The following is a 14553-nucleotide window of genomic DNA, read 5'->3' as shown; positions in this document are numbered from 1 at the left end:
GAGCAGTCATCGTGGGGCCGGCGCGGCGGCGCGTTGCCAGGCTTGCGGCGTGGCGGCCACGCCCGGCTGCAGCCGCTCCTGGCCTTCGACCACCAGCGTGTCGCCGGCTTTCAAGCCACTGCTGACCACATACTGGTGATCGATCACGTCGCCCACCTCGACCGGGCGCAGGCTGGCCTTGTTGGCCCGGTCCAGCACCCAGGCCTGGGCCTGGCCGTCGCCGGCGCGCAGCACGGCCTGCTGCGGCACCAGCAAGCCATCAGGCACGCTGGCACGGGCGATGCGGGCGCGCACGAACATACCGGGCAACAGCGCGCGCTGCGGATTGTCGACCAGCACGCGGATGGTGGCGTCACCCGTGCCGGCGTCGATGCTGGTGCCGGAATACAGGATGCGGCCCGTCTGCGCGTAAGCTTTGCCGTCGGCGCCGAGGATGGTGACGGGCAGCTTGCCCTCCGCGTCGGCGCGGGCCATCAGGGCGGCCGCCGGCTGGCGCACGTCCACGTACACCTTGTCGATCTGCTCGATGCGCGCCATCGGCGCCGTGTCGGCGGTGCCCACCAGCGCGCCTTCGGTGACCAGTTCGGAACCGATGCGTCCGGCGATCGGCGCGTCGATGCTGGCGAAGGCCAGGTCCAGCCGGCGCCGCGCCAGGGCCGCGCGCGCCTGCGCCACGCTGGCGACGGCCTGCTCGCGCTGGGTCACGGCGTCGTCATAAGCCTGCCGGCTGATGGCGTCGGCCTCCATCAGCGGTTTCAAGCGCTCGGCCTGCACGCCGGCGCGGTTGGCGGTGGCGAGCGCGCTTTGCAGGGCGGCGGCGGCGGCATCGGCCTCCGCCTGGAACGGCGCCGCATTCAGCTGGAACAGCTTCTGGCCGGGCTTCACGTCGGCGCCCTGCTCGAACAGCCGGCGCAGCACGATGCCGCCCACTTGCGGGCGGATATCGGCCGTGCGGAAGGCGGCCACGCGGCCGGGCAATTCGTCGCTGAGCACCACCGGCGCGGCTTGCAGCTTGAGCACCGTCACCGACGGCGGCGGCGCGGCCGGTGGCGCTTCCTGGGGTTTGGAACAGGCGGCAAGGCCGAGCAAGGCGGCCGCGATGGCGAGCGTGGTTGTGTAGGGTCGGTTGGCGTGCATGGACTTTCTCTGTGGCGTATCCCGACCGGCGGTCCGGTCGACTGATACGCCAGCATAAAAGCGCCGCGTGGAAGTTTCGTCGAGGAAATGTGGAGATTCGATGGAGACCGTGAACGGTGCTAGACTGCGCGCATGAACCACCTGCCAGAACCCCTCTCTCCCCTTGTATTGATCGCCGAAGACGAGCCGCAGATCGCCCGCATCCTGGCTGGCTACCTCGGGCGCGACGGCTACCGCACGGCGTTCGCCCTTGATGGCCGCCAGGCGCTGGCGCAGCACCTGGCGCTCTCGCCCGACCTGCTGCTGCTCGACGTGCAGATGCCGCTGTGTGACGGCTGGGAAGTGCTGGCGCAGGTGCGCCGGCGCGGCGACACGCCCGTCATCATGCTGACCGCGCGCGACCAGGACGCCGACAAGCTGGCGGCCCTGCGCGTGGGCGCCGACGACTATATCGTCAAGCCCTTCAATCCGGCCGAAGTGGTGGCGCGGGTGGCGGCCGTGCTGCGCCGTTCGCGCCTGCGCCCGGCCGCCTTGCCGCCGGCGCGGCTGCGCTGCGGCCCGATCGAAATCGACCAGGAAAGCTATGCCGCCAGCGTGCTGCACGATGGCGTGGCCAGCCCCCTGAACCTGACCCTGACCGAATTTCGCCTGCTGGCCCACCTGGCGCGCACGCCGCGGCGCGTGTGCAGCCGGCTCGAACTGCTGGAAGCCTGCCTGCCCGAGGGCAATACCCTGGAACGCACGGTGGACAGCCATGTCAGCAAGCTGCGCAAGAAGCTGGAGGAAGCGGGCGTGGCCAATATGCCGGCCAGCCTGCGCGGCGTGGGCTACCGGCTGGAAGGCGAAGCCTGATGCGCCTGACGGGACTGAACCGGCAGATCGTGCTGTCGATGTCGGTGCTGATGGTGTGCAGCATCCTGCTGATCTGGATCGGCTCGTGGATATTTTTTGCCGTCGCCTTCAGGATCGATCCCGCCATGCTGTCGGAGCCGGACGACTTTTCTCCCACCACGGTGGAATGGCTGTGGATACTGGCCATTACCATCTTCGGCCTGCTGCTGGCCGCGTTTTTTGCCGTCAAGCTGGCCACGCGCATCCTCACGCCCATCAATTCCGTGATGGACAGCGTGCGCAGGGTCGCGCATGGCGACCTGGCCGCGCGCGCCGTGGCCGGCGACCGCAACCTGGGCGAGACGGCGATGCTGGTCGACGATTTCAACAGCATGGCCGAACGGCTGCAAAAGGGCGAGCAGGATATTTTGACCTGGAACGCGGCCATCGCGCACGAGCTGCGCACGCCCGTGACCATCTTGCGCGGCACCTTGCAGGGCGTGGTCGACGGCGTGTTCAGGCCCGAAGAAGTGGAGTTCGGCAGCCTGCTGGCGCAGGTGGAAGGCCTGGGCCGCCTGATCGAAGACCTGCGCACCCTGAGCCTGGCCGACAGCGGCCAGATGCGGCTGCGCCTGGCCGCCACCGACCTGGCACAGGAAATCGGCGGCGTGGCGCGCGTGCTGGCGCCAGCACTGGCGGCCGCCGGCCTGCGGCTGCGGCTGGACCTGTGCGGCCACGCCGTCGATTGCGACGCGGCCCGCATCGCGCAAGTGGTGCTGGCCCTGCTCGACAATGCGCGCCGCTACGCCGATCCCGGCCCGCTCACGCTGCGTACCCGCCTCGACGGCGGCGATTACGTGCTGACGCTGGAAGACGCCGGCCCCGGCATGCCCGAAGAACTGGCGCGCCATGTCTTCGATGCCTTCCGACGCGGCATCGGCGCGCGCGTACAGGCCTCGAACGGCAGCGGGCTCGGGCTGGCGGTGGTCGACGCCATCGCCCGCGCGCATGGTGGCAGCGCGTCGTGCACGCGCAGCGCCACGGGTGGCAGCCGCTTCACCGTTCGCTGGCCGGCCAAACCAGTGGCATAGACAACTGTTTGCGGCCTTGCACTTGAAATGGCCGAATCCGCTATCATTTCCAGTCTGAACAATTTACCGGAAAAGGATTCCCATGAGCGATTTGCTGCAAGACCTGCAATGGCGTTACGCCACCAAAAAGATGGACCCGTCGAAAGCGGTGCCACAGGAGAAAGTTGACCGCATCGTGGAAGCCGTGCGCCTGACGGCCAGCTCCAGCGGCCTGCAGCCGTATGAAGTGTTCGTCGTCACCAACCCGGACCTGCGCGCGCAGATCAAGCCGCATGCATGGAACCAAGCGCAAGTGACCGATTGCTCGCACCTGCTGGTATTTGCCGCCTGGGACAATTACACCGTGGAACGCATCAACCACATGTTTGACCTGGTCAATACCGTACGCGGCTTCAAGAACGAAGGCTGGGAAGCCTACCGCCAGCAGATCCTGGCCACCTACCCGCAGCGCGACGCGGAAACCAATTACCAGCACGCTGCCCGCCAGGCCTATATCGGCGTGGGCACGGCCCTGATCGCCGCAGCGCAGGAAAAAGTCGATTCGGTGCCGATGGAAGGTTTTGATCCGGCCAAGGTCGACGAGATCCTGGGCTTGAGCGCGCGCGGCCTGCGTTCGGTGGTGATCCTGCCGCTCGGTTACCGCGCCGGCGAAGGCGACTGGCTGCAGAACCTGGAAAAAGTGCGTCGTCCGCAAGACGAGTTCGTTACCGAACTGGCATAAGCTTCTTGTAGCGGATGCAAAAAGCGGAGGCTGCCTCAAGGCGGCCTCCGCTTTTTCACGCCTGCATCATCAGCCCTGTGCCCACATGCGCAGCAGATTATGGTAGGCGCCCGTCAGCCCCAGCACGGCCGGCGACGGCGCGCCCTGTGCCTCGGCGCGCAGCAGCATCAGGTCGCGGTCCATCCGGAACAGCAAGTTGCGCTGTTCCTCGCTGCGCACCATGCTTTCGAGCCAGAAGAAGCTGGCCAGGCGGCAGCCGCGCGTGACGCGATTGACGCGATGAATTTTATCACCGGGATACAGCAGCAGGTCGCCGGCCGCCAGCTTGACGGCTTCGTCGCGCCAGCTGTCGCGCAGCACCAGCTCGCCGCCCTCGTATTCGTGCGGATCGCTGAGGAACAGGGTGCAGGACATGTCGGTGCGCACGCGCTCGCCATCGGGCAGCAAGCGCAGCGCCACGTCCACATGGTCGTCCAGGTAATCGCCGTGCTCGGCGTCGTAGCGGTTGAACATCGGCGGCGCGATACGGCGCGGCAGCGCGGCCGAAAAGAACAGCTGGCTGCGGCGCAGCGCCTGCAGCACCAGTTGCTGCAATTGCTGAGACGCCTGCCCCTGCTGAGGCAGTTGCCGGTTGCGCTTGATATCGGCAGGCAGGCTGCCGGAAGTGACGCGGCCATCCTCCCAGCCGGCGGCGGCCAGGACCGCGCGCCTGCGCCAGTTCCTGCGGGTTCAGCACGGATGTCAGATGCAGCATGGTGTTTCCCTGTTCAAGACGATGGAATCGGCCAGCGCCCGCACGGTCTGCACTGGCGAGGCGGCCAGCCAGCCGTGCAAATTGGCCAGAAACGCCGGCGTGGCCGTGGCCGGAATGCGGCGCAGCCAGGCCACGGCCGGCGCCACCCTCCCCCGCTCCAGCAGCAGGCGGGCGTAATTGAACTGGCCGCGAAAATCGCCGCCCACGGCCGCCTGTCCATACAGCACGAAGGCGCGCGTTTCGCTGGCCGGCATCTCCCAGCCTTCCTCGTGAAAGCGGCCGATGATATTGAGCGACTTGGCGTGGCCCAGGCCGGCGGCCTGGCGGTACAGCGCCAGCGCGGCCGGCCGGTCGGTGGCGATGCCCTTGCCGCTCATCAGCAGGTTGGCCAGGTTGTACATGCCCCAGTCCAGGCCAAGGGCGGCCGCCTGGCGGTACCAGTACACGGCCAGCTGCGCGTCCGCAGTCACGCCCCAGCCGTTTTCCAGGCAGCGCCCCAGCATGTTGATGGCCTCGACGTCGTCGCGCGCGGCCGCCTGGCGGAACCAGTGCACGGCTTGCGCGGGATCCACGGGCAACAGGCGCTGCGCCAGGATGGCCTGGGCGCGCGGCACACCCTGCAGCGCGGCCGCCTGCAGCCATGGCAACGCCTGCCCGCCAGCATCAAGCAGCATCGCCGCCCAGCCGCCGGCCGGCAGCCGGCGCAACTGCGCAACGCCCACCATCAGAAGCTCAGGTCCGCGCCGAGGGTGACGCTGCGGCCCGCGCCCGGCACGCCGTACAGCTGGAAGCCGTCCAGCGACGAACCGATGCGCGCCCAGTAGAACTTGTTGGCCAGGTTCTGCACGTTCAGGTTCAGCGCCAGGCGCGGATTGACGCGATAGCGGGCGGCGAAGCTCTGCACCCAGTACGACGGCGCCTTTTCCGTATCGAATACATAGGTGGGTGCGCGGCCGGCCGGCCCGGACACCGTGCTGCTGTTGTTGTTCAGGCCGCCAACATACGCATTGTCCGAATAGCGGCGCTCACCCACGTATTGCGCGCCATAGCTGAACACCAGGCCGCGCATCGCCTCGTACGAGGTCCACAGGTTGAACGTCAGGTCCGGCACATTCTTCGCTTCGCTGCCGCTGTTGGCGCCCTTGGTCTGCCTGCTCATCAGGCGCGACGCGCCGCCGTATACCGACCATTGCTGCGTCAGGTTGCCCTGCACGCCCAGCTCCGCGCCCTTGACCCGCTTCGAAGGCAGCGCGCGCACCGGCGAGACCTCGTCATCGCCGTATTCCCAGGAATCCGTCACTTCGGTGCGGAACACGGCGCCCGTCAAGGCCAGCTGGTGGCGCAGCACATCCCACTTGCCGCCCAGCTCCATGGTCTTCGAGGTGGCCGGCGAGTAGGCCGCCGCCGCGGCCGAACCGTAGATGGCGTTATTGGTCGAAGCGCCCAAGGCCGAAGGCTGGGCCGCCTGCGCATAGGCCAGGTAGATGCTGGCCTCGTCGACCGGCTTGTACAGGGCCGACACACGGCCGCTGACGGCGCCGTCGCTGCTGCTGGTGGTGCGCACGCCTTTCAGGGACGTGTCCGCCTTCCAGTGGTCATGGCGCAGGGACGCCACCATGCGCCATTGCTCCGTAAAACGGATGGCATCGGTGACATAGATGCCGGCATTGCTGATGCCCGACTCCAGGCCGCCATTGCCCTTGACGGTGGCCACGCTGCCATGCGCCACTTGCGGATGCGCCATGTCGAACCACAAGGTGCCGCTTGGCGCATTGACGGTGCGCTGGTAGTCGCCATAGGTTTCGCGGTACAGGTCCAGGCCCGTCACCAGTTCATGCCGGACGGCGCCGGTGGCGAACGCCACGCTGAAATCCGTCTGGTTGCCGACCGTGCGGTAGCGCTTGGAGGTGCCGAAATCGCTGCCGCGCAGCACGCCATAGGCATTGGTCGTGTTGCCGGCCTCCTGGTAGGAGGCGATGCCGGCCACCGGCCGCAGGCCGCCGACGCCCACGTAGCCCAGCGAGGTGCCCAGGGTGGCGCCATTCGCGCCGGCCGCATTGAAGCGGGCCGGCGACAGCACCGACAGGTTGTCCGTCAGCGCCCAGCGCGTCTGGTTGCGGATTTTTACGCCAGGCGCGATATCGTGTTCGATCTTGACGGTGGCCGCATCCGAGGTGGTGCGCTGGGTGTACGAGTCGGCGCCGAACCAGGCGCTGTGCGCGATATTGCCCATGGTCCGGCCACCGGTGCCGCGCTGGATCGGCAAGCCGCCGTCGGGCACGTTGTCGTCTTCCTGGTGGAAGAAATCCACATGCACGCGCGTGGGGCCATCGAGGCCCGCGCCAAACGAGGCGGCCACGCCCTGGCGGTCGTTATTGGTGATGTCGCGCCCGGCCACGTCGTTCTTCTGCTTCATCAGGTTCAGGCGCACGGCGCTGCCCGGCGCCAGTTCGCGGTTGACGTCCGCCGTCACGCGGCGGTAGGCGGCGCTGCCCACGCCCATCGAGGCGCTGCCGGCATTGCCCATTTTTGCTTCCTTGCTGACCAGGTTGACGGTGCCGCCCACCGCCGAGGTACCGGACTCGATCGAACCGGTGCCCTTGAATACCTCGACCTGCTCGATATTGAAGGTGTCGTTGCGGCTGGACATGCCGGCGTCGCGCATGCCGTCCACCGTCAGGCTCTGCTCGGACGAAAAGCCGCGGATGGTAAACAGGTCGCCCCAGCCCAGGTTGCCCTCGCCCGAGGTAAACGTAATGCCGGGCACGTTTTTCAGGATGTCCTGCAGGTTTTGCGCGTTCTGTTCCGTCAGCACCTCGCGCGGCACGATGGTGATGCTTTGCGGCGTGTCGCGCAGCGGCTGGGCGAACTTGGCCGAGCTCAGCTGTTCCGGCTTGTAGGCGGGTGCCTCGCGTTCGGCCTTGACCACCACTTCATTGAGCTGCTGCGGTTCAGCCGCTGCCGGTGGCGCGGCATCAAGCGCCATGGCCGGCCCGACGGCGCCGATGGTCAGGCCGACGGTGGCCGACAGCCTGCCATATTGTGAAAACAGTGCCGCGATGGCGTCGGCCGTACTGCTGTTGATAGTGCGTTGATGCATGGTGGTATCCGATTGGTTGATAATGATTCTCATGTGCAAGTACTATAATGGCGGGCTGGCGCAGGCAGAACAGCTGGCTGCGCCGAAATGTAATGGAATGTGTTGGCGCAACATGGCCGACATATGCCATTACAAATCAGTTGATTGACAGAAATAGAACGGGAGCGGCGGGACCGGCATGAAACGAGCGGATCAGGTGTTGATCGTCGATGACGATGGAGAAATACGGCAGTTGCTGTCGGTGTATCTGGAGGGCGCCGGCTACCAGGCCCATGTGGCTGCAGGCGGCGAACAGATGTGGCAGGTGCTGGCCAGCACGCCGGTCGACCTGATCATCCTCGATCTGATGCTGCCCGGCGAGGATGGGCTGGAGCTGTGCCGCCAACTGCGCGCGCGGCGCGACATTCCCGTCATCATGCTGACCGCGCGCGGCACCCTGGTCGACCGCATCGTCGGCCTGGAAGTGGGCGCCGACGACTACCTGCCGAAACCGTTCGATCCGCGCGAGCTGCTGGCGCGCATCAAGGTGATCATCCGCCGCGCCCGCAGTTTTCCTGAAAAACACGAAGCCGACCGCATCGCCACCATCCATTTCAACGGCTGGCAGCTCGACACGCGCGCGCGCCAGATGCGCTCGCCGCAAGGCGTCACTTTGTCGCTGGGCAGTTCCGACTACCTGGTGCTGCGCGCCCTGCTCGACCATCCACAACGCACCCTGAGCCGCGATTTTTTGCTGGCCACCGTGTTCGGCAAGGAAAGCCTGCCGTTCGACCGCGCCATCGATGTGTGCATCAGCCGGCTGCGCCAGCAACTGGGCGACAATCCGCGTATTCCGAATCTGATCAGGACCATCCGCAACGGCGGCTACCTGCTCAATGCCGACGTGGCCTACCAGGCATGAAACGCCTGATATGGCGGCTGTGGCCGCGCAGCCTGACGGGCCGGCTGGCGCTGGTGCTGGTCAGCGGCATGCTGGCGGCGCAGGCGCTGACGGGCACCATCTGGTATGACATGCGCTATGGCAAGGCGATGGAGATTCCCACGCGCCTGGCCGCCACCCGCCTGGCCGATGCCGTGCGCACGCTCGACGCCGTGCCGGCCGCCAGCCGCCCGGCCATTTTGCACGCCATCGGCAGCGCGGATTTTTCGCTGGGCGCGATCGACGGGCCGTCCGGCGCGACGCCGGCCATCGACCGCAATGGGGTCTCCGGCAGCGCGCTGTTCCAGGATGTGCTGCGCCAGCGCCTGGGTAGCGATCACGATGAGCTGACCCGGCACCAGGTGCGCGTGCTGGCGATCGATCTCGCGCACGCGTCGCCGCGCCAGGCCAGCTGGTTCTCGCTGCTGCACGACGCCTTTCCTTCCGGTCACTTTATTGTCCAGCTGCGCCTGCATGACGGGCAGTGGCTGCAGGCCGAGCTGCGCGAAGGCCAGGCCGGCATGAGCACGGCGCCGCGCGCGGCCGCCATCGATTACCTGCTGCGCATCTATGTGCTGCGGATTGCCGCCGTGCTGCTGCTGGCGTGGCTGGCCGTGCGCCTGGTGATGCAGCCGCTGGCGAAGCTGGCGAAGGCGGCCGACAAGCTGGGCGCCAATATCTTCAGTCCGCCGCTGGCCACCGAGGGCCCGACCGAAGTGCGCAAGGCCTCGCAGGCGTTCAACGCGATGCAGCGGCGGCTGATCGACAATATCGCCGAGCGCACGCGCTTCCTGGCGGCCGTCTCGCATGACCTGCGCTCGCCGATCACGCGGCTGAAACTGCGCACCGAGATGTTGCCCGGAGAGATCGATCGCGTGAAATTCCGCCGCGACCTCGATGAAATGGATGCGCTGGTCGGCGCCACCCTCACCATGGTGCAGGACAGCGGCCTGCACGAGCGGCAACAAATAGTCGATATCGACAGCCTGCTGGCCAGCCTGCGCAGCGACTTTGCCGAAACCGGCGGACAAGTGCGCGTCGAGGGCCGGGCCGCGCCCCTGCCCGCCTATCCTCGCAGCCTGAAGCGCTGCCTGCAGAACCTGGTCGACAACGCCATCCGCTACGGCCAGCGCGCCGGCATCAGCGTGCGCGATGACGACAGGCAGCTGATCATCGAAGTACGCGACGACGGCCCCGGCATCCCCGAGGCCCTGCTGGCGCGCGCGCTGGAACCGTTCTACCGCGTGGAATCGTCGCGCAATGCGGGCACCGGCGGCTTTGGCCTTGGCCTGTCGATCGCGCAGACGGTGGCGCAGGCCCACCATGGCCAATTGCTGCTGCGCAATGGCGAACCGCATGGCCTGGTGGCGACCCTGGTCCTGCCGCGCGGCGCCACCCTATCGCCAGGCCATGGCCTGGGTTAAGATGAGGCCGTCATGGACAAACAGTAACTCACTTTTCCGCCCCTGGCGCTGATCCGATCTCCCATGGCACCACAGACCTATATCCTGTTTTCCCTGGCGGCAGACGCCATCCTGATCGTCATCCTGTTGTTCCTGTGGTTCAGGCAGCGCAGCGAATGGCATGCGCTGCTGTGGGCCGGCGGCCAGTTGTCGCTTACCATCGGCACGGCCAGCTGGTTTCTCGGCGCGACGCTTTCGCAGCACTACCTGTTCGCCGCGATCACCTTGTGCGGCGCCGTGGCAGGTTTCGTGGGCGGCACCGAATATTTTCTCGGCCAACTGCGCCGGCGCCATCTGCCGCCGGTGGCGCTGGCCTGCGGCCTGGCAGTCATCGGTCTGTACGGCTACTGGCGGGGCCAGCCGCTGCGCGTGGAGCTGGTGACGGCGGGCCTGCTGGGCGCGGCGCTGCTGTGGTCGGGCTTGCGGCTGGGCCTGCACCGCAACCGCTACCGCTTCCTCGGCATGGTCCTGATCGCCCGGGGCGCATTCAACCTGGCCAATTCGCAGCAATGGGTGGCGGAGAACTACGAATCGTGGTTCGTGTATTCGATCGCCGTCAAGACCCTTTCGATGCTGTGCCTGATTTATGCGGTACAGGAAAAAATCCGCCACCGCTATGTGCATACCATCGACAGCCTCAGCAACGGTTTCCTAATCCAGGACCGCAACGGCCAGATCCAGGTCGCCAATGAGCGCTGCGCCAGGCTGCTGGGCCATGCGCACGCCGGCGCCCTGATCGGCACGCACGTGGCCGACCACCGGCTGTTCGCCTCGCGCCAGGGCGCGGCCGCGTATTTCCGCCGTTTCGAGGCGGCGCAAGGCGCCTATCCGTTTATCGAGACGGCCACCATCGTGCTGGCCGGCGGCCACACCGTGCCGCTGGAAATGATCGCCTCGCCCTATATCGAGAGCGGCCAGCTGTATTGCATGGTGCAGCTGTTCGACATCAGCGAGCGGCAAAAAAAGGATGGCCTGCTGCACCGCGCGGCCCACCATGATCCCGTGACGGGCCTGCTCAACCGCCACGGCCTGCTGCAGGAGCTGGAACGCTGCGTGCAACAGGCCCGGCAGGCGGGCGGCGACTGCGCGCTGTTTTTCATCGACCTGGACCGCTTCAAGCGCATCAACGACACCTTCGGCCATGAAACCGGCGACCGGCTGCTGTGCCAGTTCGCGCAGCGCCTGCAGGGCGTGCTGCCGGCGCAGGCCATCGTGGGGCGCTTCGGCGGCGATGAATTCATTATCGTGCTGCCCGGCGCCGCCGTCGCCATGGCGCGTGTGGTCGGCCAGCGCATGCTCGACGCCCTGGCGGCGCCGTTCACCTTGCCGCTGCAGGCGCTGTCGGTCTCGGCCAGCATCGGCGTGGCCTGCCATCCGCAGCATGGCGCCAGCGCCGACGCGCTGATACGCAATGCCGATATTGCCATGTACGAGGCCAAGAAGGCGGGCCGCGGCCACCTGCGCTTTTTTGACGACGGCATGACGGCGCACGCCAGGGAGGCCCTGACGATCGATGGCGCACTGCGTTTGGCCATCGCCGCGAACGAACTGCAGCTGGTCTACCAGCCCATCGTCACGGCCGATGGCCGGCAGCTGCGCAAGGTCGAAGCGCTGCTGCGCTGGCACAGCGCGCAGCTGGGCATGGTGCCGCCCGACCGTTTCATTCCGGTGGCGGAAGACAGCGAGCTGATCGTCGAACTGGGCCACTGGGTGCTGCATGCGGCGTGCCGCCAGCTGGCGCAGTGGCAGGGCGAGATGGGCGAACTGATCGTCAGCATCAATGTCTCGGCGAAGCAATTGCTCGACCCCGGCTTCACCGACCAGGTCCGGCGCGCGCTCGATGCGCACGGCCTGCCGGCGCGGCGTCTGGAGCTGGAACTGACCGAGCGCGTGCTGCTCGACGACACCGACCGGGTGCAAGTGGCGCTGTCGCGCCTGAGCGCACTGGGCGTGAGCCTGTCGCTGGACGACTTCGGCACCGGCTATTCCTCGCTGGCCTACCTGGCCCGCTTCCGGCTCGACACGCTGAAGATCGACCGTTCCTTCGTAATGCAGATCGAGCACAACGAGCGTGGCCGCAGCCTGGCCGCCACCATCGTCGCCATGGGCGCCAGCCTGGGCATGGAAGTGGTGGCCGAAGGCGTGGAAACCGCCGGGCAGGCCGCCATCCTGCAGGCGATGGGCTGCCACTATCTGCAGGGCTACCATATCGCCCGGCCGATGGCGGCGCAGGCGCTGGTACAATCCATCGGTTTGCAAGCCCTCGGCTTTCCTGAGGTGACGGCTCCGGATTGACGAATTGCCCGCCAGCGGGCGGTGGCGTAAGGTAGGCCATCTTTCCGATGGATACCTCATGCACACTTCTACCGTGACACCCGCCGCGCGCGGCGCGCTGGCCGCCCTGTCGCTGGCCACGCTGCTGCCGGCGCTGGGCGCCAGCATCGCCAATATCGGCGTGCCGGCGATCGCCACCAGCCTGCAGGCGCCTTTCAGCCAGGTGCAGTGGGTGGTGCTGGCCTACCTGCTGGCCGTGACCGCCCTGTCCGTCTACGCCGGCCGCCTGGGCGACCGGCTGGGCCGGCGCCGTTTGCTGCTGGCGGGCATCGCCGTGTTCGCCATCGCCTCGCTGCTGTGCGCGCTGGCGCCCAACTTGCCGCTGCTGGTGGCCGCGCGCATCGCGCAGGGCGCCGGCGCGGCCGTCATGCTGGCGCTGGCCATGGCGATGGCGGCCGGCGCCGTCAGCCAGCGGCGTGCGGGCAGTGCGATGGGCCTGCTGGGCAGCATGTCGGCCCTGGGCACCACCCTGGGGCCGGCGCTGGGCGGCCTGTTGCTGGCCCGTTACGGCTGGCCGTCGCTGTTCCTGATCAATCTGCCGCTAGCCGGCCTGGCGCTGCTGCTGGCGTGGCGCTACCTGCCCGAGGACAGGCAAGCGCCGGGCTTGCCGCCGCCGCGCCTGGTCCTGCGCACCGCACCCGCGCTGGCGGCGGGCCTGCTCGCCAGCGCGCTGGTCTCGGCCGTCATGATGACGACGCTTGTGGTGGGGCCGTTCTACCTGGCGCGCGGCCTGCAACTGGACAGCGCCGTGAGCGGGCTGGTGCTGGCGCTGGGGCCGCTGGCCGCCGCCCTGTGCGGCGTGCCGGCCGGGCGCCTGGTCGACCGCCATGGCGCGTACCGCATGCTCAAGGCCGGCTTGCTGTGCGCGGCGCTGGCCTGCCTGGCGTTGGCGCTGCTGCCGGCCAGCCTGGGCGTGGCCGCGTATGCCTTGCCGCTGGTGCTGCTGACGGCGGGCTACGCGCTGTTCCAGGCGGCCAATAACACGGCCATGATGACGGGCGTGGCGCCGGACCGGCGCGGCGGCGTGGCCGGCTGGATGAGCCTGTCGCGCAACCTGGGCCTGGTGGCGGGCGCCTCGCTGATGGCCGGCGTGTTCACCCTGGCCGCGGGCGGCGACGTGACGACGGCGCCGGGCGACGCCGTCACGCGCGGCATGCACGCCGCGTTTGCGGTGGCGGCCATCGTGCTGATCTCCGCGCTGGCGATCGCACGGCGCGGCAAATGACGCTACCATGGACGCATGGATATCCTGCACCTGAAAACCTTTGCCTGCGTGGCGCGTGTAGGCAGCATCACGCGCGCCGCCGAACGCCTGTTCCTGAGCCAGCCCGCCGTCAGCGCCCACATCAAGGGCATGGAGGAATACCTGGGCCTGGCCCTGTTCGAACGCACGGCGCGCGGCATGCGCCTGACCGGCCACGGCCAGCGCATCCTGGCCATGGCCGAGCACACCATCGCCAGCCACCGCGCGCTGATCGATGAAGCGGCCATGCTGAAAGGCCGGCTGGCCGGCCGGTTGCGCATCGGCGTCGGCGGGCAATCGGACACGGCGCTGATCGGCAGGCTGCTGCGGCGCTTCGCCGAACAGCATCCGGAGGTGGAAGTGTCGCTGGAATACGGCAGCTCCGGCGCCACCCTGGCCGCCATCCGCAGCGGCGTGCTGGACGCCGGCTTCTACAACGAAGCAGGCACGCCGGGCGACGACCTGGCCACGCGCGAAATGGCGCGCTTTCCCATCTACCTGGCCGCGCCGGCCGGCATGGTCGACCCGCGCGCACCGCTGGACTGGGCCGCCCTGGGCGAACTGCCGTGGATCTTCGCGCCGGCCAGCCTGTGCTGCGGCGGTGCCGCCGAGCAGCTGTTCCAGGCCCACCGGTTCCGCCCGCGCCGCATCATCAGCATCGACCGCGAAAGCGTGATGCGCCCGATGCTGGCGCAGCGCCTGGGCATCGGCCTGCTGCATGGCGACACGGCGCTCGACGCGCAGCGCCTGGGCGAAGTCGACCTGCTGTGCGTGGCCCATCCGGCCGTCAGCCAGCTGTTCGCCCACCTGGCCAGCCGCGCGCAAGAGCCGCTGTTCGGCGCCATCCACGCGGCACTGGGCGCAGCGCATCCCTGATTGCCGCAAAAGACGCCGGGCATGCCGTCGCCGGCCGTCGAAGTTAGCAATAAATCATTGCAACAATGCATATTGATTATGCTA

12 protein-coding genes are annotated in these 14553 nt (G+C 67.9%); 8 read left to right on the top strand and 4 right to left on the bottom strand.

Features of this window, described 5'->3' with window-relative positions; genetic code table 11:
* Window positions 1-6: 6 nt before the first annotated feature.
* The gene (locus Q8L25_RS18785) at window positions 7-1137 is read right to left on the bottom strand and encodes an efflux RND transporter periplasmic adaptor subunit (protein ID WP_308920819.1); all 1131 of its coding nucleotides are present in this window, start codon (window positions 1135-1137) and stop codon (window positions 7-9) included.
* Window positions 1138-1269: 132 nt separating this feature from the next.
* Between Q8L25_RS18785 and Q8L25_RS18780 the strand changes: the two genes are divergently transcribed.
* The 3 genes from Q8L25_RS18780 (at window position 1270) to Q8L25_RS18770 (ending at window position 3780) form a co-directional block, all read left to right on the top strand.
* Window positions 1270-1989 carry a response regulator gene (locus tag Q8L25_RS18780; RefSeq protein ID WP_308920818.1) on the top strand — a complete coding sequence of 240 codons (720 nt, stop codon included), beginning with the start codon at window positions 1270-1272 and terminating at the stop codon, window positions 1987-1989.
* Window positions 1989-3059, top strand: coding sequence for an ATP-binding protein (locus tag Q8L25_RS18775; RefSeq protein ID WP_308920817.1), 1071 nt, complete (start codon window positions 1989-1991; stop codon window positions 3057-3059). Before Q8L25_RS18780 ends, Q8L25_RS18775 begins: the two co-directional genes overlap by 1 nt.
* Before the next feature lie 82 nt (window positions 3060-3141).
* Complete coding sequence (locus tag Q8L25_RS18770; RefSeq protein ID WP_308920816.1) at window positions 3142-3780, top strand: NAD(P)H-dependent oxidoreductase; 639 nt, start codon at window positions 3142-3144, stop codon at window positions 3778-3780.
* A gap of 69 nt (window positions 3781-3849) precedes the next feature.
* Here the strand turns inward: Q8L25_RS18770 and Q8L25_RS18765 are convergent, their stop codons facing one another.
* The 3 genes from Q8L25_RS18765 to Q8L25_RS18755 are packed head-to-tail and all read right to left on the bottom strand — an operon-like array spanning window position 3850 to window position 7634.
* Window positions 3850-4479 carry a Fe2+-dependent dioxygenase gene (locus tag Q8L25_RS18765; protein ID WP_308925755.1) on the bottom strand — a complete coding sequence of 210 codons (630 nt, stop codon included), beginning with the start codon at window positions 4477-4479 and terminating at the stop codon, window positions 3850-3852.
* Between the two features lie 42 nt (window positions 4480-4521).
* Window positions 4522-5259, bottom strand: coding sequence for a tetratricopeptide repeat protein (locus tag Q8L25_RS18760; RefSeq protein WP_308920815.1), 738 nt, complete (start codon window positions 5257-5259; stop codon window positions 4522-4524).
* On the bottom strand, window positions 5259-7634 hold the full coding sequence (locus Q8L25_RS18755) for a TonB-dependent receptor domain-containing protein (protein ID WP_308920814.1): 2376 nt from the start codon (window positions 7632-7634) through the stop codon (window positions 5259-5261). The genes Q8L25_RS18760 and Q8L25_RS18755 overlap by 1 nt, the downstream gene beginning before the upstream one ends.
* Before the next feature lie 178 nt (window positions 7635-7812).
* Here Q8L25_RS18755 and Q8L25_RS18750 point away from each other — a divergent pair, with 178 nt between their 5' ends.
* From Q8L25_RS18750 to Q8L25_RS18730, 5 genes are all read left to right on the top strand, one after another.
* Complete coding sequence (locus Q8L25_RS18750) at window positions 7813-8535, top strand: response regulator (protein WP_308920813.1); 723 nt, start codon at window positions 7813-7815, stop codon at window positions 8533-8535.
* Entirely contained in the window at window positions 8532-9977 is a 1446-nt protein-coding gene (locus Q8L25_RS18745; RefSeq protein WP_308920812.1) for an ATP-binding protein, read from the top strand. Before Q8L25_RS18750 ends, Q8L25_RS18745 begins: the two co-directional genes overlap by 4 nt.
* A gap of 63 nt (window positions 9978-10040) precedes the next feature.
* Window positions 10041-12311, top strand: coding sequence for an EAL domain-containing protein (locus Q8L25_RS18740; RefSeq protein ID WP_308920811.1), 2271 nt, complete (start codon window positions 10041-10043; stop codon window positions 12309-12311).
* A 58-nt stretch (window positions 12312-12369) separates the two neighbouring features.
* Window positions 12370-13575 (top strand): MFS transporter, encoded by a 1206-nt coding sequence (locus Q8L25_RS18735; RefSeq protein ID WP_308920810.1) that lies wholly within the window; start codon window positions 12370-12372, stop codon window positions 13573-13575.
* Window positions 13576-13590: 15 nt separating this feature from the next.
* Window positions 13591-14469, top strand: a complete 879-nt coding sequence (locus tag Q8L25_RS18730; RefSeq protein ID WP_308920809.1) for a LysR family transcriptional regulator — start codon at window positions 13591-13593, stop codon at window positions 14467-14469.
* Window positions 14470-14553 lie beyond the last annotated feature (84 nt).

Source organism: Janthinobacterium sp. J1-1 (genome assembly GCF_030944405.1).
Lineage (GTDB): Bacteria > Pseudomonadota > Gammaproteobacteria > Burkholderiales > Burkholderiaceae_D > Janthinobacterium.
The sequence above is the reverse complement of the archived record's forward strand: the minus strand, read 5'-3'. Positions and strand labels throughout refer to the sequence as shown.